The organism is Halorubrum persicum, from assembly GCF_002727125.1.
Lineage (GTDB): Archaea > Halobacteriota > Halobacteria > Halobacteriales > Haloferacaceae > Halorubrum > Halorubrum persicum.
Window position 1 is genome coordinate 64,341 of sequence record NZ_NHOA01000043.1, and the last position, 26,269, is coordinate 90,609.

Annotated in this window: 29 protein-coding genes; 26 read left to right on the forward strand and 3 right to left on the reverse strand. The window is 70.4% G+C overall.

The window, feature by feature from the left end:
* Nucleotides 1-28 precede the first annotated feature (28 nt).
* The 24 genes from gatC to DJ69_RS07265 all read left to right on the forward strand — a co-directional run bounded on the left by gatC (nucleotide 29) and on the right by DJ69_RS07265 (nucleotide 21,799).
* Nucleotides 29-379 (forward strand): Asp-tRNA(Asn)/Glu-tRNA(Gln) amidotransferase subunit GatC, encoded by a 351-nt coding sequence (gatC, locus tag DJ69_RS07150; RefSeq protein WP_099254988.1) that lies wholly within the window; start codon nucleotides 29-31, stop codon nucleotides 377-379.
* Complete coding sequence (gene gatA, locus DJ69_RS07155) at nucleotides 380-1,687, forward strand: Asp-tRNA(Asn)/Glu-tRNA(Gln) amidotransferase subunit GatA (protein ID WP_099254989.1); 1,308 nt, start codon at nucleotides 380-382, stop codon at nucleotides 1,685-1,687.
* Nucleotides 1,688-1,795: 108 nt separating this feature from the next.
* Nucleotides 1,796-2,512, forward strand: a complete 717-nt coding sequence (locus tag DJ69_RS07160) for a hypothetical protein (protein WP_099254990.1) — start codon at nucleotides 1,796-1,798, stop codon at nucleotides 2,510-2,512.
* A gap of 133 nt (nucleotides 2,513-2,645) precedes the next feature.
* Nucleotides 2,646-3,152 carry a DUF5797 family protein gene (locus DJ69_RS07165; protein ID WP_099254991.1) on the forward strand — a complete coding sequence of 169 codons (507 nt, stop codon included), beginning with the start codon at nucleotides 2,646-2,648 and terminating at the stop codon, nucleotides 3,150-3,152.
* Between the two features lie 102 nt (nucleotides 3,153-3,254).
* A complete protein-coding gene (gene coaBC, locus DJ69_RS07170; RefSeq protein ID WP_099254992.1) occupies nucleotides 3,255-4,424 on the forward strand; it encodes a bifunctional phosphopantothenoylcysteine decarboxylase/phosphopantothenate--cysteine ligase CoaBC in 1,170 nt (389 codons plus the stop codon).
* A 154-nt stretch (nucleotides 4,425-4,578) separates the two neighbouring features.
* Nucleotides 4,579-5,853, forward strand: coding sequence for a monovalent cation/H+ antiporter subunit E (locus DJ69_RS07175; protein WP_099254993.1), 1,275 nt, complete (start codon nucleotides 4,579-4,581; stop codon nucleotides 5,851-5,853).
* A complete protein-coding gene (locus DJ69_RS07180) occupies nucleotides 5,850-6,155 on the forward strand; it encodes a cation:proton antiporter (RefSeq protein WP_099254994.1) in 306 nt (101 codons plus the stop codon). Before DJ69_RS07175 ends, DJ69_RS07180 begins: the two co-directional genes overlap by 4 nt.
* The gene (gene mnhG, locus DJ69_RS07185; RefSeq protein ID WP_099254995.1) at nucleotides 6,155-6,481 is read left to right on the forward strand and encodes a monovalent cation/H(+) antiporter subunit G; all 327 of its coding nucleotides are present in this window, start codon (nucleotides 6,155-6,157) and stop codon (nucleotides 6,479-6,481) included. The genes DJ69_RS07180 and mnhG overlap by 1 nt, the downstream gene beginning before the upstream one ends.
* Nucleotides 6,482-6,498: 17 nt before the next feature.
* A complete protein-coding gene (locus DJ69_RS07190; RefSeq protein ID WP_180271746.1) occupies nucleotides 6,499-7,095 on the forward strand; it encodes a DUF4040 domain-containing protein in 597 nt (198 codons plus the stop codon).
* The gene (locus DJ69_RS07195) at nucleotides 7,092-7,781 is read left to right on the forward strand and encodes an MnhB domain-containing protein (protein WP_099254997.1); all 690 of its coding nucleotides are present in this window, start codon (nucleotides 7,092-7,094) and stop codon (nucleotides 7,779-7,781) included. Before DJ69_RS07190 ends, DJ69_RS07195 begins: the two co-directional genes overlap by 4 nt.
* Nucleotides 7,778-8,272 (forward strand): cation:proton antiporter subunit C, encoded by a 495-nt coding sequence (locus tag DJ69_RS07200; RefSeq protein ID WP_180271744.1) that lies wholly within the window; start codon nucleotides 7,778-7,780, stop codon nucleotides 8,270-8,272. The genes DJ69_RS07195 and DJ69_RS07200 overlap by 4 nt, the downstream gene beginning before the upstream one ends.
* On the forward strand, nucleotides 8,265-9,899 hold the full coding sequence (locus tag DJ69_RS07205) for a proton-conducting transporter transmembrane domain-containing protein (RefSeq protein ID WP_099254998.1): 1,635 nt from the start codon (nucleotides 8,265-8,267) through the stop codon (nucleotides 9,897-9,899). The genes DJ69_RS07200 and DJ69_RS07205 overlap by 8 nt, the downstream gene beginning before the upstream one ends.
* Nucleotides 9,896-12,085 (forward strand): proton-conducting transporter transmembrane domain-containing protein, encoded by a 2,190-nt coding sequence (locus tag DJ69_RS07210; RefSeq protein ID WP_099254999.1) that lies wholly within the window; start codon nucleotides 9,896-9,898, stop codon nucleotides 12,083-12,085. Before DJ69_RS07205 ends, DJ69_RS07210 begins: the two co-directional genes overlap by 4 nt.
* Nucleotides 12,082-13,869, forward strand: a complete 1,788-nt coding sequence (locus DJ69_RS07215; RefSeq protein ID WP_099255000.1) for a Na(+)/H(+) antiporter subunit D — start codon at nucleotides 12,082-12,084, stop codon at nucleotides 13,867-13,869. The genes DJ69_RS07210 and DJ69_RS07215 overlap by 4 nt, the downstream gene beginning before the upstream one ends.
* Before the next feature lie 129 nt (nucleotides 13,870-13,998).
* Nucleotides 13,999-15,468 carry a CRTAC1 family protein gene (locus DJ69_RS07220; RefSeq protein WP_099255001.1) on the forward strand — a complete coding sequence of 490 codons (1,470 nt, stop codon included), beginning with the start codon at nucleotides 13,999-14,001 and terminating at the stop codon, nucleotides 15,466-15,468.
* Between the two features lie 121 nt (nucleotides 15,469-15,589).
* Complete coding sequence (locus DJ69_RS07225) at nucleotides 15,590-15,790, forward strand: DUF7576 family protein (RefSeq protein WP_099255002.1); 201 nt, start codon at nucleotides 15,590-15,592, stop codon at nucleotides 15,788-15,790.
* Between the two features lie 103 nt (nucleotides 15,791-15,893).
* The gene (locus DJ69_RS07230; RefSeq protein ID WP_099255003.1) at nucleotides 15,894-16,619 is read left to right on the forward strand and encodes a ribosome assembly factor SBDS; all 726 of its coding nucleotides are present in this window, start codon (nucleotides 15,894-15,896) and stop codon (nucleotides 16,617-16,619) included.
* 117 nt (nucleotides 16,620-16,736) lie between these two features.
* On the forward strand, nucleotides 16,737-17,231 hold the full coding sequence (locus DJ69_RS07235) for a YbaK/EbsC family protein (RefSeq protein ID WP_099255004.1): 495 nt from the start codon (nucleotides 16,737-16,739) through the stop codon (nucleotides 17,229-17,231).
* Nucleotides 17,232-17,370: 139 nt separating this feature from the next.
* Entirely contained in the window at nucleotides 17,371-18,396 is a 1,026-nt protein-coding gene (locus tag DJ69_RS07240; RefSeq protein ID WP_099255005.1) for a metal ABC transporter solute-binding protein, Zn/Mn family, read from the forward strand.
* Between the two features lie 91 nt (nucleotides 18,397-18,487).
* The gene (locus tag DJ69_RS07245; protein WP_099255006.1) at nucleotides 18,488-19,228 is read left to right on the forward strand and encodes a metal ABC transporter ATP-binding protein; all 741 of its coding nucleotides are present in this window, start codon (nucleotides 18,488-18,490) and stop codon (nucleotides 19,226-19,228) included.
* Entirely contained in the window at nucleotides 19,228-20,307 is a 1,080-nt protein-coding gene (locus tag DJ69_RS07250; RefSeq protein WP_099255007.1) for a metal ABC transporter permease, read from the forward strand. Before DJ69_RS07245 ends, DJ69_RS07250 begins: the two co-directional genes overlap by 1 nt.
* Nucleotides 20,308-20,432: 125 nt before the next feature.
* The gene (locus DJ69_RS07255) at nucleotides 20,433-20,717 is read left to right on the forward strand and encodes a DUF7545 family protein (RefSeq protein ID WP_008004266.1); all 285 of its coding nucleotides are present in this window, start codon (nucleotides 20,433-20,435) and stop codon (nucleotides 20,715-20,717) included.
* A gap of 114 nt (nucleotides 20,718-20,831) precedes the next feature.
* On the forward strand, nucleotides 20,832-21,266 hold the full coding sequence (locus tag DJ69_RS07260) for a thioredoxin domain-containing protein (RefSeq protein WP_099255008.1): 435 nt from the start codon (nucleotides 20,832-20,834) through the stop codon (nucleotides 21,264-21,266).
* Complete coding sequence (locus tag DJ69_RS07265; RefSeq protein WP_099255009.1) at nucleotides 21,263-21,799, forward strand: GIY-YIG nuclease family protein; 537 nt, start codon at nucleotides 21,263-21,265, stop codon at nucleotides 21,797-21,799. The genes DJ69_RS07260 and DJ69_RS07265 overlap by 4 nt, the downstream gene beginning before the upstream one ends.
* Before the next feature lie 43 nt (nucleotides 21,800-21,842).
* Here DJ69_RS07265 and DJ69_RS07270 read toward each other — a convergent pair whose 3' ends face one another.
* The 3 genes from DJ69_RS07270 to DJ69_RS07280 all read right to left on the reverse strand — a co-directional run bounded on the left by DJ69_RS07270 (nucleotide 21,843) and on the right by DJ69_RS07280 (nucleotide 23,625).
* Entirely contained in the window at nucleotides 21,843-22,325 is a 483-nt protein-coding gene (locus DJ69_RS07270; protein ID WP_099255010.1) for an acyl-CoA thioesterase, read from the reverse strand.
* A 74-nt stretch (nucleotides 22,326-22,399) separates the two neighbouring features.
* Complete coding sequence (locus DJ69_RS07275) at nucleotides 22,400-22,852, reverse strand: bifunctional nuclease family protein (RefSeq protein ID WP_099255011.1); 453 nt, start codon at nucleotides 22,850-22,852, stop codon at nucleotides 22,400-22,402.
* Nucleotides 22,853-22,938: 86 nt separating this feature from the next.
* Complete coding sequence (locus tag DJ69_RS07280) at nucleotides 22,939-23,625, reverse strand: ArsR/SmtB family transcription factor (RefSeq protein WP_099255012.1); 687 nt, start codon at nucleotides 23,623-23,625, stop codon at nucleotides 22,939-22,941.
* A gap of 107 nt (nucleotides 23,626-23,732) precedes the next feature.
* Here DJ69_RS07280 and DJ69_RS07285 point away from each other — a divergent pair, with 107 nt between their 5' ends.
* Both DJ69_RS07285 and DJ69_RS07290 read left to right on the forward strand, forming a co-directional pair.
* A complete protein-coding gene (locus tag DJ69_RS07285; RefSeq protein WP_099255013.1) occupies nucleotides 23,733-25,526 on the forward strand; it encodes a TraB/GumN family protein in 1,794 nt (597 codons plus the stop codon).
* 49 nt (nucleotides 25,527-25,575) lie between these two features.
* Nucleotides 25,576-26,244 (forward strand): zinc metalloprotease, encoded by a 669-nt coding sequence (locus DJ69_RS07290; RefSeq protein ID WP_099255014.1) that lies wholly within the window; start codon nucleotides 25,576-25,578, stop codon nucleotides 26,242-26,244.
* Nucleotides 26,245-26,269: the final 25 nt, after the last annotated feature.

The following is a 26,269-nucleotide window of genomic DNA, read 5'->3' on the forward strand; positions in this document are numbered from 1 at the left end:
TTACTCCCGGTCCGGGACACCTCGAGGTATGAGCGATACGTCCGAGTCGACGGATGCCGCGGATGCGGACGGGGCGGGCGACGCCGACGCGTCCGCCGGTGCCGACGCGGCCGCCGTCGACGCCGACGAAGTCCGTCACGTCGCCGATCTGGCACGGGTACGCCTCGCCGACGACGAAGTCGAGACGTTCGCCGCCCAGTTCGGCGACATTCTCGACTACTTCGAGGCTCTCGACGAGGTCCCCGAGACCGAGCGCGAGGAGGAGCTCGTGAACGTGATGCGCCCCGACGAGGTCGAGTCCGGGCTCGCCCAGGAGGAGGCGCTGTCGAACGCCGAGGAGACGGAGGACGGCTACTTCGTCGGGCCGAAGGTGTCGTAGATGGCGGCCGACCACAACGCCTTCATCACGGAGGCGACGATCGAGGGCGACGCCGACGCCGAGGGCCCCCTCGCGGGGACGACGGTCGCGGTCAAGGACAACATCTCCACCGCGGGAGTCCGGACGACCTGCGGCTCCGAGATGCTCGCCGACTACGTTCCCCCGTACTCCGCGACGGTCGTCGACCGCCTCACGGAGGCGGGCGCGACGATCGTCGGAAAGGCGAACATGGACGAGTTCGGGATGGGGACGACGACGGAGACCTCGGCGTTCGGCCCCACTCGGAACCCGGCCGACCCGGAGCGCGTCCCCGGAGGCTCCTCTGGCGGCTCGGCGGCCGCGGTCGCCGCGGGTGACGCCGACGTGGCGCTCGGCTCGGACACCGGCGGGTCGGTGCGCTGTCCGGCCGCGTTCTGCGGCGTCGTCGGGATCAAACCCACCTACGGGCTCGTCTCGCGGTACGGCCTCATCGCGTACGCGAACTCCCTCGAACAGATCGGGCCGATCGCGGGGACCGTCGAGGAGGCGGCCGCCGCGCTCGACGCCATCGCCGGTCCAGACCCCCACGACGGGACGACCCGCGACCTGTCCGAAGTCGAGGGCGCGGACCCCGACCCGAGCTACGCCGCGGCCGCCGACGGCGACGTCGACGGACTGACGGTCGGGGTTCCGACCGAGCTGTTCGACGGCGCCGACGAGCGCGTCGTCGAGACGGTCGAGGACGCGATCGCGGATCTGGAAGACCGGGGAGCCGAGACGACGGAGATCTCGCTGCCGTCGGTCGAGCACGCGGTGCAGGCGTACTACGTCATCGCGATGGCGGAGGCGTCCTCGAACCTCGCACGGTTCGACGGCGTCCGGTACGGCCATCGCGCCGAGTCGGACGGCAACTGGAACGAGTCGTTCGCGGAGACGCGCGACGAGGGGTTCGGCGCGGAGGTCAAACGCCGGATCCTGCTCGGCACGTACGCGCTCTCTGCGGGGTACCACGACAAGTACTACAAGAAGGCACAGGACGCCCGCGCGTGGGTCCGGCAGGACTTCGAGGACGCGTTCGCCGACGTGGACGTGATCGCGTCGCCGACGATGCCGGTGCTCCCCTTCGAACTCGGCGAGAGCCTCGACGACCCGCTCCGGATGTACCTCGCGGACGCGAACACGACGCCGGTGAACCTCGCGAACCTCCCCGCGATCTCGGTGCCCGCCGGCGAGGCGGACGGGCTCCCGGTCGGGCTCCAGCTGGTCGGTCCGAAGTTCGACGAGGAGACGGTGATCCGCGCGGCGAGCGCGGTCGAAGACGCCAACTGACGATCGCCGGCGGCGGTGAACGCGCGGCCCGCGACTCTTAATCCGCGTAAAATCGCGTTGAGCGTCTTGGTCGGTTATGTGCCTCCCGCATCTCCGCCCGAGCGCACCATGACCGAAACCGAATCGACGACTGACGCGTTCGATCGCGACAGTGTTCGCTCCGCCAGTCGGATCGCCATCGCGGCGTTCGCGCTGGTGGGCGTCTTGTACCTGTTCACGCTGCTCCCGGGCGTCGACCGTCTGGTCCCGCTCACGCCGGTCACCTTCGCCGCGATCGCCAGCGCGGTGGTGACGGCCGCGGTGGTCTCCCTCCTCGTGTACGCCGCGCCGAAGGTCGCCTCGCTGACGCGCACCGCGCTGCACCGGACCGACGCCGCCGATCACGTCGAGCGAATCGCCGAGAACGGCGGCGCGATGGCGTACTGGATCGTCGTGCTGGCGGCCGTGTTGGTCGCCCACCGCGGGTTCGCCGGCGCGGTCGTCCCCCTGCTCGACGGGCTCGCGTGGACCTACGACGCCGCGTTCCTGGTCGCGTCGTTCGTCCCGCTCGTCTTCTTCGTGGCGCGGTTGACCGTGACCGTCGACCCCCTCTCGGAACTCGTCGCCGACCGCGTGTCGGGGTCCGGCCCGACGGGAGATGAGGGGACGGACGCGAACGAAGGTGAGCCGTCGGCGGGTCGCGGTGCGTCCGACGAACCCGCCGACGAGTCCACCGGGATCGACACGGCCGACGCGCACGGCCACTCGATCGCGGGGCGGTGGGGCGTCGACGGCGAGTTCGGCGGGTCGGAGGACGCCGGAGCGGACGAGCAGACGGGGTCCTGACGCCGATCGCGGAACGGCCGTCCGAACCGATCGCCAGCGTTCGGTTGCGACCCTCGCTTCGGCCCCACTTCCCGATCCACGGGTCCGGGCCGCGATCCGGAACGTCCATACCCGCCCCGGCGAACGACCACGTATGGCGCTGACCGACGAAGAGCGGAGCCGGCTCGCCGATGTCGTCCGCCTCCAGCCGACGAAGAACGGCGAGCTGCAGGACGCGTGGGAGCTCGACAGCGGCAGCGAGGTGCACCAGTACCTCGAGAACCACCTGAAGGAGTACTACTACCGCGACGACGACAGCCTGATCCGGTCGACCGCCGAGGCGAACGGCCTCGTCGACGTCGAGCCCGGGATCGAGGCGGACGCGGTCGCGAAGGGCGGCGCGCCGGAGACGATCCGCGTCCCCGAGCTGGAGGCGCGGGTGTTCGAGGTCGTGGCGGGCCCCGACGAACGCTCGCAGTCGGTCGTGGCCGTGCTCAACGCGGTCCGCGAGGCGTTCGACCTCGACCCCGACGTGGACGAGGTGCGGCGCGCGCTCCGGAGCCTCGAGCGCAAGAACGTGGTCGAGGTGGTGTACCGGACGGTGCCGACGTTCAAACTGGCCGTCGAGCGCGACGAGGTCACCGTCGAGATCGCGGAGTAGCGTCCTGTCGGTGGAGCCGGCGACGCCTCCGACGGCGCGGCGAGCGCGAGGGCGTTCCGCAACGACATCTTATAAGCCACCGGGGCGGAAACCGTCTCGGTAATGCTACAGGGGGTCAACGTCGCGCTCGGCGTCTCGGGGAGCATCGCGGCGGTGAAGGTCGTCGAACTCGCCCACGAGCTGCGCCGCCACGGTGCGAGCGTCCGCGCCGTCATGTCCCCGGCGGCGACGAACATCGTTCACCCGTGGGCGGTGGACTTCGCGACCGACGAGCCCGTCGTCACCGAGATAACCGGCGACGTGGAACACGTCGAGCTGTGCGGCCGAGACGGGTGGGCCGACGTGCTCCTGCTCGCGCCGGCGACGGCGAACACCGCGGGGAAGATAGCGGCCGCGGTCGACGACACGCCGGTCACCACCTGCGCGACGACCGCGCTCGGTGCGGGCGTGCCGGTGGTGATGGCGCCGGCGATGCACGAGCCGATGTACGACCACCCGGGCGTGCTGGAGGCGCTCGACCGGCTGGAAGCGTGGGACGTGCGGTTCGCCGATCCCCGGATCGAGGAGGGGAAGGCGAAGATCGCCGGCGAGGAGGAGATCGTGACCGAGGTCGCCCGGGCGACGGCCCCGCAGTCCCTCGCGGGGACCCACGTCGTCGTCACCGCGGGCGCGACGAAAGAGCGGATCGACCCGATCCGGATCCTGACGAACCGGGCGTCGGGGAAGACCGGTCGTGCGGTGGCGCGGGCGCTGTACGTCCGCGGCGCGACCGTGACGCTGGTGCAGGACGGCCCGACGGTCCCCTACGCCGACGTGGTCGCGGTCGAGACCGCGGCGGAGATGATGGACGCGTGCCGCCGGACCGCGGCCACCGCGGACGCGCTGATCTCCGCGGCGGCCATCTCCGACTTCACCGCCGACGCGGTCGATGAGAAGATCCGATCTGGCTCCCCGCTGTCGGTCGAGTTGGAGCCGACGCCGAAGCTGATCGACTCGGTCCGGGAGGCGTATCCGGACCTCCCGATCGTCGGCTTCAAAGCCGAGACCTCCGGCGACGACGACGCGATGATCGCGGAGGCGGAGCGGATCCGCGACCGGGTCGGGCTCGCGTTCGTCGTCGCCAACGACGCGAGCGTGATGGGCGGCGACGAGACCCGCGTCCTCCTCGTCGGCGAGGACGGGACCGAGCCCGAGGCGGCCGCCGGCTCGAAGGACGCCGTCGCGGGACGGATCGCCGACAGACTGGCCGCGGAACTCGGGCGATCGGCGTAGCCCCGTCCGGATCTGCGGCGGCGACCGCTCCGCCGGCGGGGATTCCGAAACCGTCGCGGATACAAACTGTTTTGAGGCGGTAGAGAAAGGATCGGGACAGAGATACACATGTGCATAGAGACGGCGAAACTCGGCTCAGTCGGAGGTGTGGTGGGTGGCTGACACCGACGCCGGCAGCGACCCGACGGGCGGTGAGGCAGGTGACTCCGGCGACCCGGAGTCCGACTCCCCGTCTGCACCGACCGGGGGGCTCGTCGTTCCCGTCGAACCGACCCCGACCCTCCGTGCGATGGTCGCGTACGCGGTCGAGGCGGCGGCCGACAACGGGTTCTCGACGATTCACCTCGTGGAGATCGCGTCGTGGCGCAGCGGCGACCCCGACGCCGACGACCGGGCGTCGGCGGCCGAACGCGTCCTCGAACGCGCCGAGGCGTGGGCCAACTCCGATCTCGACGACTTCGACGGGGAGCGGCCGTCGGTAACGATCGCGACGAAGCTCATCGGCGCCGACGAGTACCTGTTCGGGCCGGACGACTACGTCCAGGTGCTCGCCGCCTACGCGGAGGAACACGGCGCCGACACGGTGCTTCTCGACCCCGAGTACACGCCCGTCGGCAACACCACGCTGCTCCAGCCGCTTGAGTTCGCGCTGTCGAACACCTCGCTCTCCGTCGAAACCGCGCCGGTGACGCGCCCGACCCGGCGCGAGCGGCTCCGGAGCGAGGCGACCGGGAAGCGGTTCGTCGCGATGTTCGGCTTCTCGCTGGCGTTCTACCTCGTGCTCGGCGACCCGTTCTACTGGTTCGACTGGGTCACCGGCATCGCGACCGCGGCGATCGTGTCGATCACCCTCTCGCGGGTCAGCATCGACGCCGAGCCGGCGATTCCGCGGACGCCGATGCGGGTGTTCCGCGGCCTGATATACGTCCCCATCCTCCTCTTCGAGATCGTCAAGGCGAACGTCGAAGTCGCCCGGGTGATCCTGGACCCGCGGCTCCCGATCGAGCCGACGATGAACCGGATGCGCGTGATCGTCGGCAGCGGGCTTCCGCTGATGACGCTCGCGAACTCGATCACGCTGACGCCGGGGACGCTGACGGTTCGCGCCCGCGACAGCGATCTGTACGTCCACTCGCTCATCCCGGCCTCCCGCGACGGGCTCTTCGACGGCTCCCTGGAGCGCTGGACGCGGTTCGTCTACTACGGCCGGTCGTCGGCGCGGCTCCCGACGCCGCGCGAGCGGGACGACTGCGCGATTCTGCAGGGGCCGGACGCGACGGAGGAGCTGCCGATCGCCGCCGCCGACGGCGGCACGTCGTCGGCCGACGGCGGGGGCTCGTCTGCCGCTGCCGACTCGGCGGTCGCGTCCGGCGACGAGAAACGCGCTGATCGCGGGAAGCGCGAGGCGGCGGAGGTGGCCGACGAATGAGCGTGGTCGACGCCACGCTCGTCGCCGGCTACACGGTCGGCGACTTCCTGCTTCTCGCGGCCGCGGGCTTCACCGTGCTCGCGATCGGGATGCTCTACCGGGCCGTGAAGGGGCCGACGATGCAGGATCGGGTGCTCGCGGTGAACGTCCTCGGGACGAACACCGTCGTCATCCTCGCCATTCTGAGCGCCGCGCTCTCCGAGCCGACGTTCCTCGACATCGCGCTGGTGTACGCGCTGTTGAACTTCCTGATGGCGATCGCCATCTCGAAGTTCACCGTCGAGCGGGGTGGTGTCCTGTGATGGACGCGCTCGAGACCGCCCGGGTGGCGCTCGTCGTCGGTTTCACGCTGCTCGGACTGTTCTTCACGTTCGTTTCGATGACGGGCGTCCTCCGGCTGCCGGACGTGTACTCGCGAGCGCACACCGCCTCGCAGGCGGACACGCTCGGCGCCGGCTTCGGGCTGGCCGCGGTCGCGCTCACGATCGGCTGGGAGGCCGCCGGGGTCAAGAGCGTGCTCCTGCTGTTCTTCATCTTCGTGACGAACCCGACGGCAGCCCACGCGATCGCTCGGGCCGCCTTCGAGGAGGGGACCGTGCCGTGGACCGAGGGGGACGAGCGCCGATGACGGGCGCGGTTCCGCTCGTGACCGGCTCGGTCGGCTCGGTCGGTTCGGTCGCCCCCGTCTCTCCGGTCGTCGCACAGGTCACCGCGATCGAGGCGAGCCTGCTCGCGTTCGTCGTGTTCACGGCGCTCGCGACCGCGTTCGCCCGCGACGTGCTCGCGGCGGTCATCGTCTTCGGGGCGTACAGCCTCGGGATGGCCGCGCTGTACACGTTCTACCGCGCGCCCGACGTGGCGCTGACGGAGGCCGCGATCTCCGCCGGCGTGACGACCGTCCTGCTGCTGTTGACGCTCGCGAAGACAACCCGGATCGACCACGAGACCGCCTTCGAGTCGGTGAACCTCCCCGCCGCGGGCGCCGCCGGGTTCCTGTTCGCCGGGCTCCTGCTCACCATGGGGGATATTCCGGCGATCGGGTCGCCGGACGCGCCGGTCTGGTCGAATCCGGACGTGACGCAGTGGTACCTCACCGAAACCTACGCGCAGACCCACGTCGAGAACACCGTGATGGCGGTGCTGGCGGCGTTCCGTGGGTTCGACACCTTCGGCGAGGCGGTCGTCGTCTTCGCCGGCGGTATCGCGGCGCTGATCGTGCTACACCGGGAGGTGTTCGCATGAGCGACGCCGTCGACGACACCGACATGACCGACACAGCTACCAACAGCGGGGCAGACGCGCCCACCGACGCCGAGTCCGACCTCCCGCCGCACCGCGCCGCCGCCCGGTCGGGGCGTCTCGACTCAGAGAACCGGCAGGGAACGCCGTACACGGAGAGCCAGGTCATCATGCCGACCGTGAAAGTGATCGCGCCGTTCGCGTTCACCTTCGGCCTCTTCATCACCTTCCACGGGAGCGGCTCTCCGGGCGGCGGGTTCCAGGGCGGGGCGATCATGGCCGCCGTGGTGTTCATGATCGCGTTCGCGTTCGGCATCGAGTCGACGCGCGACTGGCTCGCGAACACCGTCGTCGTCGCGCTCGCGGTCGGCGGCGCGCTCGCGTTCGCCGGAATCGGACTCGTCCCGGTCGCGCTCGGCGGGGCGTTCCTCCAGTACGACCTGCTGCCGATCCCGATCCTCAACCCCGTCAAGTACGGGATGGAGGGGGTCGAGGTGATCGGGATCGCCCCCATCGTGGCCGGCGTGCTCATGGGGCTGTTCTTCCTGCTCGCGAACGGCTTCAGCTCCGACGGCGGCGGGTTCGGAAACGGCTCCCTCGACGAGGACGGATCGATCGACGAGGGCGAACCGGTCGACGATGACGGCTCCCCCGAAGCGGGGGCCGCCGACGCCGGGGGTGACCGATGACGGGCGCTCTCGACGCCGCGGTCGGCGTCGCCTCGGTCCTCGCGTCCGGGACCGCGACCGCCTCGGCGTTCGACGTGTTGACGACGAGACACTCGTACGTCGCCTTCGCGCTGCTGTTGTGTATCGGACTGTACATGATGATCGCCAACCCCAACCTCGTGAAGAAGATTATCGGCCTCAACCTGTTCCAGACGGCGATATTCCTGCTGTTCATCACCTCGGCGTACGTCGAGGGCGGCGCGATGCCGATCGTCCCCGAAGGGGCGGCCGAGACGCAGACGTTCGTCAGCCCGCTCCCCCACGTGATCGTGCTCACGGCCATCGTCGTCGGCGTGAGCCTCACCGCTGTGGGGCTCGCGCTCTGTATCCGTATCTACGACGAGTACGGGACGCTCCGGACCGACGTGCTCCGAGATCTGCTGCGCGACGAGGGGTCGCTCCCCGAGCGACCCGCGATCGGCGGTAACGACGGAGGTGAGGCCGATGAGTGACGTGCTCCTCCCGATCGCCATCGCCACCCCGCTGGTCGCGGCGACGCTCCCGCTCGCGCTCGGGCTGAAGTACGAGGACGCCGGGTGGTCGGTCGCGGCGGTCGCGACGACCGCCCTCGCCGGGCTCGCGGCGGGGATCGGCCTCGAAGTGGCCCGCGGCGGAACGCTCTCGCACGCGCTCGGAACGTACGAGCCGCCGATCGGGATCGAGCTGGTCGCCGACGAGCTGTCGGTCGCGGTGCTCGTCCTGGTCGCCGCCGTCTCGCTGGCGACGCTCGCGTTCGCGCGGGTGGCCGGCCCCCGCGGCAACTCGTTTTACAGCGGGTATCTGCTCTTAGTCGGGGGGCTCACCGGGCTCGTGCTCACGGGCGACCTGTTCAACATGTTCGTCTTCCTGGAGATCGTCGGGATCTCCACGTACGCGCTCATCGCGGCGGACCGGTCGGGCGCGAGCGCGTACGCCTCGCTGAAGTACCTCGTGGTGGGGACGGTCGGCGCCTCGCTGTACCTGCTCGGCGTGGGCTACGCGTTCCTCGCAACGGGGACGCTGAACATGCTCGACATGCAGGTGCAGATCCTCGAGCAGGCGAGCTACGCCGATCCGCTGATCCGCGCGAGCTACGCGCTGATCGTCGCGGGGCTCGGGCTGAAGATCGCCGTCTTCCCGATCCACGCGTGGCAGCCGGACGCGTACCAGCGCGCGCCGGACGCGGTGACGACGATCGTCGCGGCGCTCGTGTCGACCGCGAGCGCGTACGCGCTGATCCGCGTGTCGTACACCGTCTTCACCGTCGACTTCCTCGCGGCCAACGACGCGATCACGACGGTCATGCTGATCGTCGCCGGCGCGTCGATCCTCGCGGGCTCCGCGCTCGCGGCGATGCAGTCCGACCTCAAGCGGATGTTCGCCTACTCGTCGGTCGCGCAGTTCGGCATGATCGTCGCCGCGGTCGCGCTCGCGAACGAGACCGCGCTGCTCGGCGGGATCGTTCACCTCGTCGGGCACGGCCTGCTGAAGTTCGGCCTGTTCCTCGGAATCGGGCTGTTGGCGCTCGGCTACGGCGCCCGCGAGCTCGACGACCTCGCGAGCGCCGCCCGGTCCGCGCCGTACACGGGCGGTGCGGTCGCCCTGCTCGGGCTCGGACTCGTCGGCATCCCGCCGTCGATCGGCTTCCTCGGGAAGTGGTACATCGGCGTCGGCGCGGTCGAGTCGAGCCTGGGCGGCGGCGGTCCCGCCGGAATCGGGATCGCGGTCGTGATCTTCATCAGCACGCTGTTCACGCTGTCGTACGTCGCGCGGGTGATAGAGCGGTTCTACTTCGCCGGCGTCGGCGTTCCGGGCGGTCACGGCGACGACGACCACAGCGACGGACACGACGACGATGACCGCGGTGACGGGCACGCCGCCGAGGTCGCGGCCGACGGCGGCCACGAATCGGCGACCGGAGACGGCGGTCCCCTCACGCCCGTCGAGGGGGCGGCGCGCTCGCGGTTCGTACCGGACCGCGTGCCACCGGCGTCGCTCGCGATCCTGATCCTCACGGCGTTCGCGACGGTCGGGCTCGGCTTCGCCGGCTACGCGCTGTTCGAGTGGTTCGATCCGTTCCTCACGGAGGTGTTCGCATGACTGAAGCTCCAATCACCGATCTACGTCCGCTACTGGCGGTTCTCGTCTCGTTCGTCGCGTCGTTCTTCATCGTCGCGTCGTACCGTTCCCCGAACGTCCGTGAGGGGTGGACGATCGCGGCCGCGGTCGCGAAGTTCGCGATCGTCGCCTCGATGCTGCCGGCCGTCCTCGGCGGCGCGGTGTTCGAGACCTCGCTCGGGACGTTCCTGCCCGGCATCGAGTTCGCGCTGCGCGCGGACGCGCTGGGGATGCTGTTCGCGTTCCTCGCGAGCGGGCTGTGGATCGTCACGTCGTTTTACAGCATCGGCTACATGCGCGGCAACGACGAGACCAACCAGACCCGGTACTTCGCCGCGTTCGCGGTGTCGCTGTCGGCGACGATGGGGATCGCGTTCGCGGGCAACCTCGTGACGATCTTCGTCTTCTACGAGGTCCTCTCGATCGCGACGTACCCGCTCGTCGCCCACGACGAGACGGACGAGGCCCGCGCGGCCGGCCGGAAGTACCTCGCGTACACGATGTTCGGCGGCGGCGTGCTCGTGCTCGCCGGCACCGCCCTCGTCTACCTGATCGCCGGCAACGTCTCGTTCACGGCCGGCGGGATCCAGGAGCTAGCCAACGCCGACCCCGGGCTCGCGATGCTCGCGTTCTTCCTGCTCGCGATCGGGTTCGGCGTGAAGGCCGGGATCATGCCGCTCCACCAGTGGCTCCCCGAGGCGATGGTGGCCCCGACGCCCGTCTCCGGGCTGCTCCACGCGGTCGCGGTCGTCAAGTCCGGGGCGTTCGGCGTCTCGCGGGTCGTCCTCGACGTGTTCGGCCCGGAGCTCGTGTTCGACCTGTCGCTCCCGCTCGGCTTCTCGGCCGGGCTCGTGCTGTCGACCATCGGCGCGATCACGCTGACGGCGGCCTCGATCATCGCGCTGCGGAAGGACCACCTGAAACAGCGGCTCGCCTACTCGACGGTGAGCCAGCTGAGCTACATCATCCTCGGGCTCGGGCTGTTCGGCTGGTACGGGCTCGTCGGAGCGCTCCTGCACATCCCGGCGCACGCGTTCATGAAGCTCACCCTGTTCTTCTGTGCCGGGAACATCCACGTCTCGACGCACACCGACTACATCTCGGAGATGGCGGGGATCGGCAAGCGGATGCCCCTGACGATGGGGGCGTTTACCGTCGCCTCGCTCGGGATGGCGGGCATCCCGCTTCTGGCCGGGTTCGTCAGCAAGTACTACATGCTGATCGGCGGGATCCGAATGGGCGCCCAGCTGACCCCGGTCGCCTACTACCTCGTCGGTGCGCTGCTGCTGTCCGGCGTCCTCAACATCGCGTACTTCTGGCCGGTGATCTACACCGCCTTCTTCGAGGCCGAAGACGCCCACGACGCGAAGCCGCTCGTCGACTTCCAGCTGGGCGGGGAGTCGCGGTCGACGCTTCCGGCGACAGACGGGGGCCGCGCAGCTGACGACGCGGCGACAGACGGGGGCCGCGCAGCTGACGACGCGGCCACCGATGGAGGCCAGCCAGAAGACGAAGGCGGAGACGACGAAGCCGACCTCGACGACGTGGTCGAGAGCGCCGAGGGCGACGCGACGGTCGACGCCGAGGACGCGGTGTCCGTCGGCGACGGCCCCGAGGTGCCGGACGACTCGGACATCCCCGACGCGGAGATGGACGACCTCCCGACCGACGAAGAGGGCGTGGTCCGCCCGGACTTCAACACGAGCGACCGCGACTTCTCCGAGCCGGCGGAGCGCGTTGACACCGGCGACTATGCGGTCGACGCGCGACCCTCGGACGCCGACGTGCCGTTCGGCGTGGGGGAGAGCGGCGACGGCGACGGAGCCGACGGTCGCACCGGCCACGGCGACGACGATACCCGCGACGGCGGCACCCGTGACGACGATACTCGCGACGACGACTCCCGCGACGATCAGGACGGCGGTCAGGAAACCCACGCTCACGACGACCACGGCCACGCCGGCGGACCGCCCGCGGGCGGCTGGGAGCACGTTTCCGGCCTCGAGGCCCTCCGCGGCCGCGAGTCCACGTGGTTCATGCTCGGCCCGATCCTCACCGCGATGGCGCTGGCGGTGCTTCTCGGCGTGATTCCCTACGAGATGGGCTTCTTGGAGCTGATTGAGCTCATCGTCGACACGCGGCTCCCCGAGGAGGTGATGCGGCCATGAATCCGATCCTCACGTCGGTGCCGCCGTACGTGCTGCTCGCGCTCGCCGCGCTCGCCGTCCTCGCGCTCCCGCGCCGCCTCGGCCACGCGGCGGCCGCGCTGGCGACCGGGTTCACGTTCGTGCAGGCCCTCCTGCTCGGCGACGGGGGGACGGGGACGCACCTCGCGACGCAGTTCCTCGGCTTCGACGTGGTGTGGTTCAACGTCGACCAGTTCTCGCTGCTGATGGGCGTCGTCGTCGGCTTCCTCGCGACCGCGGCGGTGTTGTACGCGTACGGCACCGAGGCGCCCACGTGGGTGACGGCGTTCGCGCTGATCTACGTCTCCTCGACGGTCGGGACGATCTACGCCGGCGACTGGCTCACGCTGATCTTCTTCTGGGAGCTGATGGCCGTCACCTCGACGCTGCTCGTGTGGCAGTACGGCGGCGCCGCGGTGCGGGCCGGCTACCGCTACGCCCTGTTCCACGGGATCGGCGGGACGTTCCTGCTCGGTGCCGTCGTCGTCCACGGCGCGTCGATGCTCGGGAGCGTGCCGGCCAGCGAGATCTTCCTGTTCTCGTCGGCGACCGGGATCCACGCCAACGCGACCCTGCTCGCGGCGATCGGCGTCGGCGTCAACTGCGGGTTCATCTTCCTGCACACGTGGCTGCCGGACACCTACCCGCGCCCACACGTGGCGGCGTCGGTGTTCCTCTCCGTGTTCACCACGAAGACGGCGGCGTACGTGATGTACCGCACGTTCCCCGAGGGCGGGATGTGGCTCGCGTACCTCGGCGGGTTCATGGCGGTCTACGGCGCGTTCTTCGCGCTGCTGCAGTACGACCCGCGCCGCCTGCTCTCGTACCACATTCAGGCGCAGTTGGGCTACATGCTGGCCGGCTTCGGGCTCGCGACGTACGTCGGCGAGTTCGCCGTCACCGGCGGCTTCGCCCACCTGTTCAACAACGTGCTGTACAAGAGCCTGCTGTTCATGGCCGTCGGCGTCGTGATCTACCGGACCGGCGTCGAGGATATCAGAGACATGGGCGGGCTCTGGCGAGAGATGCCGGTCACGTTCGTCGTCTACCTGATCGGCGCCGCCTCGATTACGGCCGTTCCGGGGTTCAACGGGTTCATCTCGAAGGGAATGGTGATCGACTCCGCCCACGAGCTCCACAACTTCGAGCTGCTGTTCGGCGAGGGGCTCCTCTGGTGGCTGCTGATCCTCGGCGGCGTGGGGACGTTCATGTCGTTCATCAAGCTCGGCTACTACGTGTTCTTCCACGGGTCGGCGACGCTGTCGCCGAAGGACGCCACGCCGTTCCAGACGGCCGGCATGCTGCTGGCCGGCGGCGCCTGCGTCTTCTTCGGTACGCCGCTCACCTACGGCTACCTCGTCGAGCTGATGCCGTTCACGGCCGAGGTCGCGCCCGAGCTCCACCCGTACAGCACGAGCCACCTGACGGAGAGCGCGGCGCTGCTCGTAACCGGCTTCGTCGGCTTCTTCGCGCTGAAGCGACCGCTCGGCTGGCTCGCTCACCACATGCGGGACATCGACGCGGTGACGTACCCGGCCGCGTTCTACCTCGCTCGCGGCTCGATCTGGGGCGTCACGGAGCTGTGGGCCGCCGTCGACCGCGCGGTGATGAGCACGATCGCGGCCGTCGAGTGGACCGGGATGCACCCGCGGGAGGCGCTGGCTCGCGCGGGCGTCGACACCGAGATCCGGACGGGGATCGGTCGGAGCGTCCTCTTCCTCACGCTCGCCGCCGGCGTCGCGCTGTTCGTGTTCGTCCTCGCCTAGCGCGGCGGGCGGCGATCCGCACGCGCCCGGCGCGGCCCGTCCTCGAACGCGCTCGGTCGCGAGCGCATATATAAGGCTGTCTCCGGGCGGACCCGTGAGTTCTTATTCCCCGAGCGGTGACGGACGGCCATGTTCACCGAGCGGTCCGACCTCGTCGCGGACGACGACCCAGTTCGTGGGTACGGCGTCGCGGTGACGCCCGGCCGAGAGGGACCGCTCGTGTTCGTCGCGGGGTACGGAGAGCCCAACCGGCTGTACGCCCGCGACGGCGACCGCTTCGTCGACACGGCCTGCGGCATCGTCGCCGACGGGACCCGACACGGGATGGGCGTGTGCGCGGCCGACCTCGACGCCGACGGCTGCGAGGAGGTGTACGTCCACAACTGCACCAAGGGCGTCGACGGCGGCGGCGATCCGGACCTCCTCCTGAACCGGCTCGAGTCCGAGCGCTACCGGTGGACCGACCTGTTCGCGCTCGACGTGAACGCGGACCGGCTCGCCGTCCGCGCCGGGCGGTCGGTCGCCGCGCTCGACCGGCTCGGGACCGGGCGCTACGGAGTCGCTGTCTCCGGATACGCCGCCCCCCTCTCCTTCTACGAGATCGGCGACGACGGGGAGATCACGGACATGGCCGACGCGGTCGGCCTGGAGGTCGAAGGGGGATGCCGGTCCCTGCTCGCGGTGCCGCACTGCTCGGGGGAGGGCGACCTGTTCGCGGGCGTCGAGCGCGGGCCGAACCGGCTGTTCCGAAACGACAGGGGTCACTACGACAGCGCCGACGGCGGCGCGGCGCTCTCGGACCCGGCGGGCGACACGCGGGGCGCCGCCCTTGTCGACGAGGGGGGACGGTTCGCGTTCGCGGTCGGCAACGAGAGCGGGCCGAACCGGCTCCTCCGGCAAACGCCCGACGGGGGGTTCGCCGACGCCGCGCCGCCAGCGCTCCGAGACACCGGGCGAGTCCGGACCGTCGTCGCCGCCGACTTCGACAACGACGGCCGGGAGGAGCTGTTCTTCAACGCCTCGGGAGAGCCGAATCGGCTCTTCGCCCGCGGCGGCGTGACCCGCGACGAGACGGACGGCGCGCGCTGGTCCCGTGTGGGGCCGGGGCCTGCCGCCGAGCCGGACGGGTTCGGGACCGGCGCGGTCGCGGCCGACATCGACCGGGACGGCGTGCTCGAACTGATCGTGGTCCACGGCGAAGTCGCGGCTCAACCGATCTCGGTGTACAAGGACCCGACCGCAGCAGACGCCGGGTGGCTTCGCGTCCGGCCGACCACGCGTCACGGAGCGCCCGCGCGCGGTGCCGTGGTTCGGCTCGAAACGACCGACGGCGTCCAGCGCCGCACCGTCGACGCCGGCGGCGGCTGCCTCTGCCAGACCGAGCCGGTCGCGCACTTCGGGCTCGGCGGGTCGACCCCGGTTCGGGTGGACGTCCGGTGGCCGGACGGCCGCGAGCGGACGCTCATCGACCCGGCGGCGAACGCGGAGCTCGCGGTCGAACACCCCTCGCTGACCCCGGCGTCGGCCGGGAAGCGACGGGGTCGGAGCGACGGGGCGAAGCGGAGCGACGGGGCGAAGCGGAGCGACGGGAGGCGGTAACACGAAAGAGACGACGGTCGCCCGGTCGGTCGGTGAGCCCCGGTCGGTCGGTGAGCCCGAGTCGCTCGGCCAGAACTGCCGCCCTTCGCAGGTTCAAGTGTCCGGAGGTGTACGGACGGGTATGGTAGATCCGACTTCCGACCTCGAGGGGGACATCGACGAGGAGTCCGCGCCGCGCTGTGCGGCCTGTGGGGAACCGGCGCTCGGCACCGGGCGCCGGACGGTGACGTGGGTCGACGGCGACGACGCGGTGCATCGACAGTTCTGTTCGCAGGGCTGTCGGGACGAGTGGACCGACGAGCGAGCCTCGGCGGGGAAGTGACGCGGGGGGCGAAAGCGAGATCGAGGAGAAGGCCGCGATGGAGGGGCCGTCCCCGCGGCGCGTCGCGGGGGGCTTTTTCAGTGTAGGGGTGGTATCGGGGGGTATGATATCGCTCGACGAAGCCGTGACGGCCCGACTGGAGTCGCACGGCGAACGGTTCGAAGTGCTGATCGACCCGGACGCCGCGCTCGCGATGAAACGCGGGGAGTTCGAGGGCGAGCTGGAGGACGTGATCGCCGCCGAGGACGTGTTCGAGAACGCGTCCCGGGGCGACCGTCCGGCCGAGGAGGACTTGGAGACCGTGTTCGGCACGACCGATCCGCTGGCGATCATCCCCGAAGTCGTCGAACGCGGAGAGATCCAGATCACCGCCGAGCAGCGCGAGGAGATGATGGAGCGCAAGCACAACCAGCTCGTCACCACCATCACGCGCAACGCGGTGAACCCGCAGATGGACGACTCGCCGCACCCGCCCGAGCGCATCGAGCGCGCCCTCGAAGAGGCTGGCTTCCAGATCGATCCGATGGAGCCGGTCGAGAATCAGGTCGACGACGCCCTCGAGGCGCTCCGCCCCGTCATCCCGATCCGGTTCGAGGAGGTGACGATGGCGGTCCAACTCCCCGCCGACTACGCCGGATCCGGACAGGCGCAGATCCGCGAGTTCGGCGACCTCGAACGCGAGGAGTGGCAGAACGACGGGTCGTGGGTCGGCGTGCTCACCTTCCCGGCCGGCCTGCAGAACGACCTGTACGACCTCGTCAACGAGGTCACGTCCGGCGAGGGCGACGCCCGCGTGATCAAGGACAAAGACGATCTGCGGACGCGCTGACCGGCGACGGCTTCGACTGTCGCTTTCGGCGACCCCGATTCGGCTACTCTGTTTCGACCGACCCGCATAGTACCGCATCCGAGGGGTTGATGCCGGCTCCCGTCCCTCTGTCCCGTCATGCACGAACGCGCGGCTGAGTTCGCGGAGCGGGCGCGGGATCGACACGACATCGACCTCGAGGTGGTGGAGTTCGACGCGGGGACGAAGACGGCGGCCGCGGCCGCCGACGCCGTCGGCTGTGACACCGCGGCGATCGCCTCCACCATCGTGGTGTCGCTCTCGGAGCCGGAACGGGAGGCGGGACCGGACGACCTGATCGCGGCGATCACGAGCGGCGCGAACCGACTCGACCTCGACGCGGTCGCGGAGCGGTTCGGCGCGACCGCGGCGACGATGGCGGATCCAGGGCAGATCCGCGAGGTCGTCGGGTGGAGCATCGGCGGCGTCCCGCCGGTCTGTCACGACGCGGCGCTCCCGACGGTCTTCGATCCGACGCTCACGGAGTACGACACGGTGTACGGCGCGGCGGGAACGCCGAGCGCGCTGTTCGCGGTCTCCCCGGACGCGTTAGCCGACCTCGCCGGAGCGACGGTCGTCGACCTCACCGAGTGAGCGGTTCGCGAGCCGCCCGCCCGCGAGGACCGCCCGCAGACCCGTCGTTGTTAATCGCCCCCGCTCTCGACCCAGTGAGTTATTAAATTTCTATTGTGAAATAACAATCCTTTTCTGTTAAACTGCGGTAGCAGTAGGTATGACACACTCACGTCGATCGGTGCTGACACGCGGAGCGGGGCTGGTGGCCGCCGGCGCGGCGGCCTCCCTCGCCGGCTGTTCGGACGCCGCAGACGAGGGCAGTGCCGGGTTCGACGGCGGGTACACCGCCTTCTTCACGCTCAACGACTGGGCGAACGTGGTCGCCGGGGACCGCGCGAGCTTCGAAAGCCCCGTCGAGGTCGGGCGCCTCGGCCACGGCTGGACCCCCGACGGCACCCTCGCGACCGACGTGGCCTCGACCGACGCGTTCGTCTACCTCGACAACCCCGAGTTCTCGTGGGCGCAGGACCTCGCCGCGACGCTGGAGGCGGACTACGACTCCGTCGCCGTCATCGACGCGCTCGCCGACGTCGAAGACGACCTCTTGGAGTGGAACCACTCGCACGGGGGGGAGGACGGCGAGGACGGGCATGACGAAGGGACTCACGACGAGGAAACTCACGACGAAGAGACTCACGACGACCGCCAGTACGACCCCCACGTCTGGGTCGATCCGGTGTTGGCGGCCGACATGGTCGAGACCATCGCGACCGGGCTCGGTGAGGCCGATCCCGACAACGCCGATGCCTACGCCGATAACGCGGCCGCGTACGCCGAGGAGCTCGGCGAGGTCGACGCCGCCTTCGAGTCGATCGCCGAGGACGCCGCCCGCGACGTGGCCGTCATCGCGGGCCACAACTCCTTCCAGTACCTGGAGGCGCGCTACGGGTTCCGGCTCCACTCGCCGGTCGGCGTCTCGCCGCAGAACGAGCCGAGCCAGAGCGAGATCGCCGACACCATCGAGCTGGTGAACGACGGGGGGATCGACACGATCCTCTACGACCGCTTCGAGTCGACCCGGCTTGCCGAGACGATCGTCGAGAACAGCGACGCGACGGAGGCGACCGCTGTCTCGCCGGCCGGCGGCACCACGGAGGAGTGGAACGACGCCGGCTACGGCTACCTCGAACAGATGACCGAGGTAAACGTGCCCGCGTTCGAACGGGCGTTCGGCGCGCAGTGAGCGGGACGGTGGAGGAGCGGCGGGCGACCCCCGGCGCCGACGACGGACTAAAAGAGCTAAACGTTCGGGCGACCCAGAACGGGTACACGCAGTGACCGCAATCGTCGACCTCGACGGCGTGACGTTCGCCTACGGCGACACCGTCGCCGTGAGAGACGTCTCTCTGACGGTCGAGGAGGGCGACTTCCTCGGGCTCGTCGGACCGAACGGCTCCGGGAAGACCACCCTGCTCCACCTCATGCTCGGGCTCCACGAGCCCGACGAGGGCTCCGTCGAGCTGTTCGGCCGACCGGTCGACGAGTTCGACGACGGCGGCCGGATCGGCTACGTCTCCCAGAAGGCGACGAGCCGGGGCGGCGCGATGCCGGTCACCGTCCGCGAGTGCGTCACGATGGGACGGTTCGCGCACGCCGGCCGGGGGCGGCTCTCCGAGGCCGACCGCGCGGCCGTCGCGGACGCGATCGAGACGGTCGGCATCGTCGACCTCGCCGACCGGCTCGTCTCGGAGCTGTCAGGGGGGCAGAAACAGCGGGCGTACATCGCCCGGGCCCTCGCGAGCGACGCGGACCTCCTCGCGCTCGACGAACCGACCGTCGGCGTCGACGCCGAGTCGCGCGACGCCTTCTACGCCCTCCTCGACGAGCTGAACGGCGAGGGGATCACCATCATCCTCATCGAGCACGACATCGGCGTCGTCACCGACCGCGCGAACCGCATCGCCTGTATCAACACCGAGCTGTACCACCACGGGGACACCGAGTCGTTCGTCGAGAGCGACGCCCTCGCGGAGGCGTACGGCACCACCGGACAGGTCGTCCACCACCACCACTGATGAGCGGAGACACACCCTCGGGTCCGCGGGACGCAGACGCGGAAACGGGCATGGAGGCGAGGCCGGACCGCGGGCTCCGGCGGCGGGTCGAACTCGCCGGCATCGGCCTCACCGCGTTCGTCGCGCTCGGCATGCTCGGGTTCCTCCTGCTCTACTGGGCACGGGACTTCCCGGTCGCGAACCAGCTGTACGCGACGTTCCGGTCGTTCGGGCGGGGAATGGACGCCGCCCTCGGGACGAACGTGTTCCGGCATCCGATCATGTGGCAGTCGATGGCGGTCGGCGTGCTCGTCGGCGTCGTCGCGCCGCTCGTGGGGTCGTTCCTCGTCCACCGCGAGATGGCGCTGATCGGCGAGACGCTCGCGCACACCGCGTTCGCGGGCGTCGCGATCGGGATCCTCGTCAACGCGACGACGGGGTGGAACGGCTCGCTGCTGCTGATCGCCCTGGTCGTCGGGATCCTCGGCGCGCTCGTGGTACAGTGGCTCACCGAGCGCACCGACGCCTACGGCGACGTGCCGATCGCGATCATGCTCAGCGGGAGCTTCGCGGTCGGCACGCTGATCGTCAGCTACGGCCGCGGGCTGACGGCGATCAACATCGAGGGGTACCTGTTCGGGAACCTCGCGGTCGTCACGGCCGAGGGCGCGCGGCTGATGGGCGCGCTCTCACTCCTCGTCGTCGCCGGCGTGGCGCTGACGTACAAACAGCTGCTGTTCATCACCTTCGACGAGCAGGCCGCGCGGGTCGCCCAGCTCAACGTCACCGGCTACAACACCCTGCTCGTGGTGTTGACCGCGGTCGTCGTCGTGGGTGCGATGCAGGTGCTCGGCGTCATCCTCGTCGCGGCGATGCTCGTCGTCCCCGTCGCGGCCGCCTCGCAGATCGCCCGGAGCTTCCGCGAGACGATGTACCTCGCGGTGATCTTCGGCCAGCTGTCGGTGATCGGCGGCTTCGCCGTCTCCATCGGCCTCGGGCTCCCCTCCGGCGGGTCGATCGTCGTGACGGCCATCGCGGTGTACCTCGCGAGCATCGTCGGCTCCGGCTTCTCGGTGAAGGCGATCTCGGCACACGGGTGAAGGCGGCCGGAGCGACACCGGCGCGACCGCCGAGCGCGGCGCTCACCGCCGGTGAGGTTCCCTCGGCCAACCCGCCCCGCGCCCGGTTTCCACAGACCCTTATGTACGGCCCCCGTCCGACGGGTATGGGAGACACCGAGACGTACACCGTCACCGATCCCGACGGCAACGAGGAGTCCTTCGAACTGCCCGCCGGCCTCGTCGACGTGCTCAGCCAGCAGGGCGAGGAGCCGACCCGCGTCGTCAGCGACGTCGTGGTGCAGGCGATGGCCCAGCAGGCCCACGTCATCGCCCACCACAGCGAGGGCGAGGTGCCCGACGACATCGCGGAGATGAACGACACCGCCGCGGAGCTGTTCGAGGAGCGCTTCGGTCAGTCGCTCGAAGACGCCCTCGGCCACTCGCACTAACCAGCCCGTTCGGTCCGCCGTGGACCGCCGAAACTCAGCCATTTTTGACGCCGCACCGACGCCCGAAGCCGCCCCGGCAGGCCGCTTAAGCCGCCGGAGCGCGTACCCGCAGGTATGGACACCGACCCGGACGCGCCGGTGCTGATCTTCGACGGCGACTGCCCGTACTGTTCCGTGGCCGCCGTGGCGCTCCGGCGGTTAGAGGGCGTCGTCGCGGTCCCGTGGGAGGCCGATCCGGTCGGGGAGTTCCTCGACGCGCAGTTCGGCGCTCGCCCGTTCGCGATGGTGTTCGTCGACCCCGGCGAACGGCGGGTGTACGCCGGGCGCTCGGCGGCCCAGGAGTTGGCCGATCGGGCGGGGACGCCGGGAATCGTCGGCGGGCTCGTGCGCGACAACTACGACCGGATCGCCGGCGTCGTCGGGGCGCTGTCGGGGCGGGGTCGCGACCCGGACGACGTGCACGAGACGTATCAGCTGACCGACGCCGCGAGCGAGCTCGTGGACGACCTTCGCTCGGCGGCGAGCGAGCCGCCGGAGGCGCTGTCGTGAGCGGGGACGGGAGCGGGAGCACCGACCCCGGAAGCGACGCGGGCGGCACCTACACCCTCGTCGTCGAGCTCACGGCGCCGGCGACGATCGAGGTCGGTGCGCTCGGCGAACACCGGTTCGAATCCGGCGCCTACGCGTACACGGGCAGCGCGCTCGGCGCCGGGGGGTTCTCGCGCGTCGACCGCCACCGGCGCACCGCCCGCGGCGAACACGACGTGCGCCACTGGCACGTCGACCACCTGCTCGGACACCCCGACGCCCGCATCGACCGCGTCGTGCGAAGCGTCGGGGGCGACGTGGAGTGTGCGGTCGCCGACCGGCTCCCGGCGGGCCCGGTCGACGGCTTCGGCGCGTCCGACTGCGACTGCGGGAGCCACCTCGCGGCGGGGACCGGTCCCCCCGCCGACCTCGCGGCGCTGGTCCGCGAGGCGCACGAGGCCGCAGTCGCGGAGGCCGGCGGAGCCGTCGACGTGGTCGACGGGTCGACGGCATCGGCCGCCGGCGCCGTCACCGACGCGAACGCGACTCAGTGAGCGATCGGGGGCGCTCGTCAGCGCTCGTCGGCCCGACCGCCGGCTACAGGTCGTACCGCTCGACGACCTCCCGGAGCTGCTCGCGGCGCCCCTCGATCGCGTCGTCGCGCAGCGCCTCCTCCTCCTCGGTGGGTGCGGTCAGTTCCGGCACGCTCGCCGGGGTCCCCTCGTCGTCGAGCGCCACGAACGTGAAGTAGGAGGTCGTCGTCCGGCGGCGCTCGTCGGTTCGAGGGTTCTCCGCGCTGACGTGAACCTTCACGTCGAGGCTCGTTCGCCCGACGTTGAACACGTACCCCTCGATCACGGCGACTTCGCCCATCTCGATGGGCGAGATGAAGTCGACGTGGTCCATCGAGGCTGTGACGACCTGTCGGTTCGAGAAGCGCATCCCGGCGATGGCGCCGCAGATGTCCATCCAGTGGAGGACCGCGCCCCCGAGCGCCCGCTCGAGGTTGTTCGTGTCGTTCGGCAACAGCAGTTCGGTCATCTCGGTGTACGACTCCGCGACCGTCGCCGTCTCGTCCATGCCGTCGGTGAGACGGCCGGCGACTTGAACCCCCTGAACGGTGACGGCTTGCCGGGCGACCGGCAGCGCGGCGGTCAGCTTCCCTCTCGAGTGCCGTCGTCGAACTGGACCGAGTCCTGCGGCCGGCCCGCCTCGTCGATCACGTCGTCGGAGACGACGATCGGGCAGTCGATCCGGACGGCGAGCGCGAGCGCGTCGGAGGGGCGCGCGTCGAAGACGAACCGCTCCGGCTCGCCGTCCTCGTACCGCTCGGCGTCGACCTTGGCGTAGAAGGTGCCGTCCCGGAGGTCGTCGACCCGGACGCGATCGATCGCACCCCCGAACTCGGTGAGGATGTCGACGAGGAGATCGTGTGTCAGCGGGCGGTCGAACGGCTCGCCTTCGAGCGCCATCCCGATCGACTGCGCCTGATCGGCGCTGACGAAGATCGGGACGTACTCGCTGCGAACGGACAAGATGACCGCCGGCACGTCGCCGCCGGGTGCGGAGCCCGCTCCGACCCCGACGACCTCGGCTTCGTGTTCCATACCGGATCGTTGCGGCGGCGGCATGAATAGCTGTCCCACGCGAGCGCCGGCGGGGGCGTCGGCGCCTCGATCGGGTAGCGGCCCCCTCAGCGACCGCCCCAGTACCAGTACGCCCAGCCGACCGTGAACACGAGCGCGGCGCCGAGGAAGAAGATGACGCCCGGCTCGAGCAGCGAGACCGCGTACTCCGCCAGCGGGTCGACGACGTACTCGACGGTGCCGTCGACCTCTCCGCCCGCGCCGCTGTCGGGCGTCGTCTCGATGGACGGGCCGCCCCCGCTGTCCTCGGTCGCGGCGTCGCCGCCCGCGTTCTTGGCCACGCGGGCCGTCGGTCCCGCCACCGAGAGGACCCGTTGGGCCGCGAACGCCGCGAGCCCGATGATCCCGTAGCCGCCGAGCAGTCGCATCAGGGCGGACTTGATCCCGCGCGACCCCTCGGAGCCGCCGGCGAACAGCACGAGCGGCTCGTCGGCGGCCGCGTACACGTCCATCTCGCGGCCCTTCTCGGAGTAGGTCGTGTCGATGACGTCGACGAGGTCGGCGCCGTCGAGCTTCGAGAGGTGGTACTGGACGTTCTGGAGCGAGGTGTCGACGGCGTCGGCGAGCTCCGATTTGGTCGCCGGCTCGTCGTGGAGTCGCGTGAGGATTTCGCGCGCCGTCTCGGAGCCGAGGGCGGCGATGAGCTCGTCCGCGTCGTCGTCGTCGACGCCGACCACCCGGGGTTCGCGGTCTTCGGGGGTTGCGTCGGGGAGGGAGGGCAACAGCCGCGACATATCTGGCCCTCCGCCCCGTGAGAATACAAATTTGTTGGATCATCGAGTGGGAGACGGAGGTCACCGACTCACAAACCCTAAACGCGGCGACGAAGTACGTCGTGGCAATGACAGAGACGCCAGGGGGATCCGACGGCGCGTCCCCGCCCCCGACGGCGAGCGACCCGGCGGCGGCCGCCGGCGACGAGAATACCCCCGCGAGCGGGACGGTCGGAACGCCCTCCGGCGGCGACGGGGACGGCTCGGTGACGGTGGTCGGCACCGCGCACGTCTCCAAGCAGTCCGTCGACGAGGTCGAGGAGACGATCGAACGCGAGCGGCCCGACGTGGTCGCCGTCGAGCTCGACGAGGGGCGGTACCGACAGATGAACGGCGAGAGCCCGGAGGATCTCGACGCCAGCGACCTGCTGCGGGGGAACACCGTCTTCCAGTTCCTCGCGTACTGGATGCTCTCGTACGTCCAGACACAGCTCGGCGACCGCTTCGACATCGAGCCCGGCGCCGACATGCGGGCCGCCATCGACGTCGCCGAGGGGCTCGGCATCGACGTGGCGCTGGTCGATCGGGACATCCAGACGACGATCCAGCGCTTCTGGGCCCGGATGTCGGTCACGGAGAAGCTACGGATGGTCGGCGGGCTCGCGTTCGGCGTCACCGACTCCCGCGTCGTCGGGGTGTTGGTGGGGCTGTTCGTCGGGATCCTCGCCGGCCCCGTGATCGGGCTCTTCGGCGGGAGCGTCGGGGTCACCGACGCGCTGTTAACGAGCGTCACCGGCGGCGTGCTCGCCGCGGTCGCGGTCGCGGTCGCGGTCGATCAGGTCGGGAAAGTCGCGCTCTCACCCGACGGACGACTCTACGCCGCGGCGGCGCTGGGCGTCGCCGCCGGGGTCACCGCCGCCGCGGTCGGCGCGATCGACGGGATCGTCGCGACGTACCTCGGCGGATTCACCGTGCGGGCGGTCGGGAGCCTCGGGCTGGGCGTGTCGCTGGGGCTGACGCTCGGCGTGCTCGCGTCGCTCGCGATGAGCGTCGTCGGACGGGGGGCCAGCGAGCCCGAACACGGCGGGATCGAGGAGCTCGGGATGGAGGACCTGACCGACACCGACGTGGTGACGATGATGATGGAGGAGTTCCGCCAGTTCTCCCCGGGCGGCGCGGAGGCGCTCATCGACGAGCGCGACGCCTTCATCGCCCACCGGCTCGTCGCCCTCCGCGAGGCCGGCTACGACGTGGTCGCCGTCGTCGGCGCGGGCCACCGCGCGGGGATCGAAGAGTATCTCGCGAACCCCGCCTCCCTCCCGCCGATGGAGGACCTCGTCGGGAAGGAGCGCGGGCGCGGGCTCCCGTGGAAGAAGGCGGTCGGCTACGCGATCACCGTCGGCTTCGTCGGCTTCTTCGTCCTGCTCGCGCTCGCCGGCGTGGAGAACGCGTTCCTCTTCCGGCTGTTCGGCGCGTGGTTCCTGATCAACGGCGCGTTCGCGTTCGCGTTCGCGAAGCTCGCGGGAGCTCGCTGGGCCTCGGCCGGGGTCGGCGGCGCCGTCGCGTGGATGACCTCGATCAACCCGGTGCTCGCGCCCGGCTGGTTCACGGGCTACGTCGAGCTGCGAAATCTGACGGTGAACGTCGGTGACATCGGGCAGCTCAACGAGCTGCTCTCCGACGAGACGCAGTCGCCCTCGGAGCTGGTCTCCGCGATGCTCGACGTCCCCCTGTTCAAGCTCATCGTCGTGGTCGCGATGACGAACATCGGGAGCATCGTCGCGAGCTTCCTCTTCGCGGTGTACGTCATCCCCGCGATGTTCGGCGACGTTGGCGGCGTCGACGAGGTGGGGCGGCTCATGATCGAAGGGGCGAGCACCGGCGCGGAACTGCTCCGACGCGCGATCACGGGGGGAGCGTGATCCGGCCCCTCGGGACGGGCGCCTCCCGGCGTGTCCGTGAGGTGAACGCGTGAGCGGAACCGTTCAGGGCCGGCGGATAGCCGGGCTCTACTTCAGCGGGACCGAGATCCGCGACCTGCTGGTCGCGTGGCTCGCGCTCGGCGTCGCGTTCACGTTCTTCTTCGTGAACGGCACCGCCGGCTTCGATCGGCTGCTCGCGGCGGGCGTCTTTCCGCCGCTGCTGGTCGGACTGCTCACCGCGGGCGTCGCGTTCCTGCTCCACGAGATCGCCCACAAGGTCGTCGCGGTCCACTACGACCAGGTGGCCGAGTTCCGCGCGGACAACAGCATGCTGTTTCTGGCGGTGATGAGCTCGCTCCTCGGGTTCATCTTCGCCGCGCCGGGCGCGGTCCACCACCGAGGCCGGCTGACGCCCCGTGAGCACGGTCACATCGCGCTGGCGGGGCCGGTGGTCAACCTCCTGCTCACGGTCGTGTTCGTGCCGGCGCTCCTGCTCGGCCCCGTGATCGGGAGTCCGGTGGTCACGCTGATCGGCTCCCGCGGGATCGCGATCAACGTCTTCCTCGCGGCGTTCAACCTGATCCCGTACGGCCCCCTCGACGGGAAGACCGTGATCGGGTGGAGCAAGGGCGTGTGGGCCGGCTTCTTCGCGCTCTCCGTCCTGCTCACGGTCGGGCTCGTGTTCGTGCTCGGGCTCGGCTTCGGCGGACCGTTCTGAGCCGGGCACCGCGGTCGGCGACGAC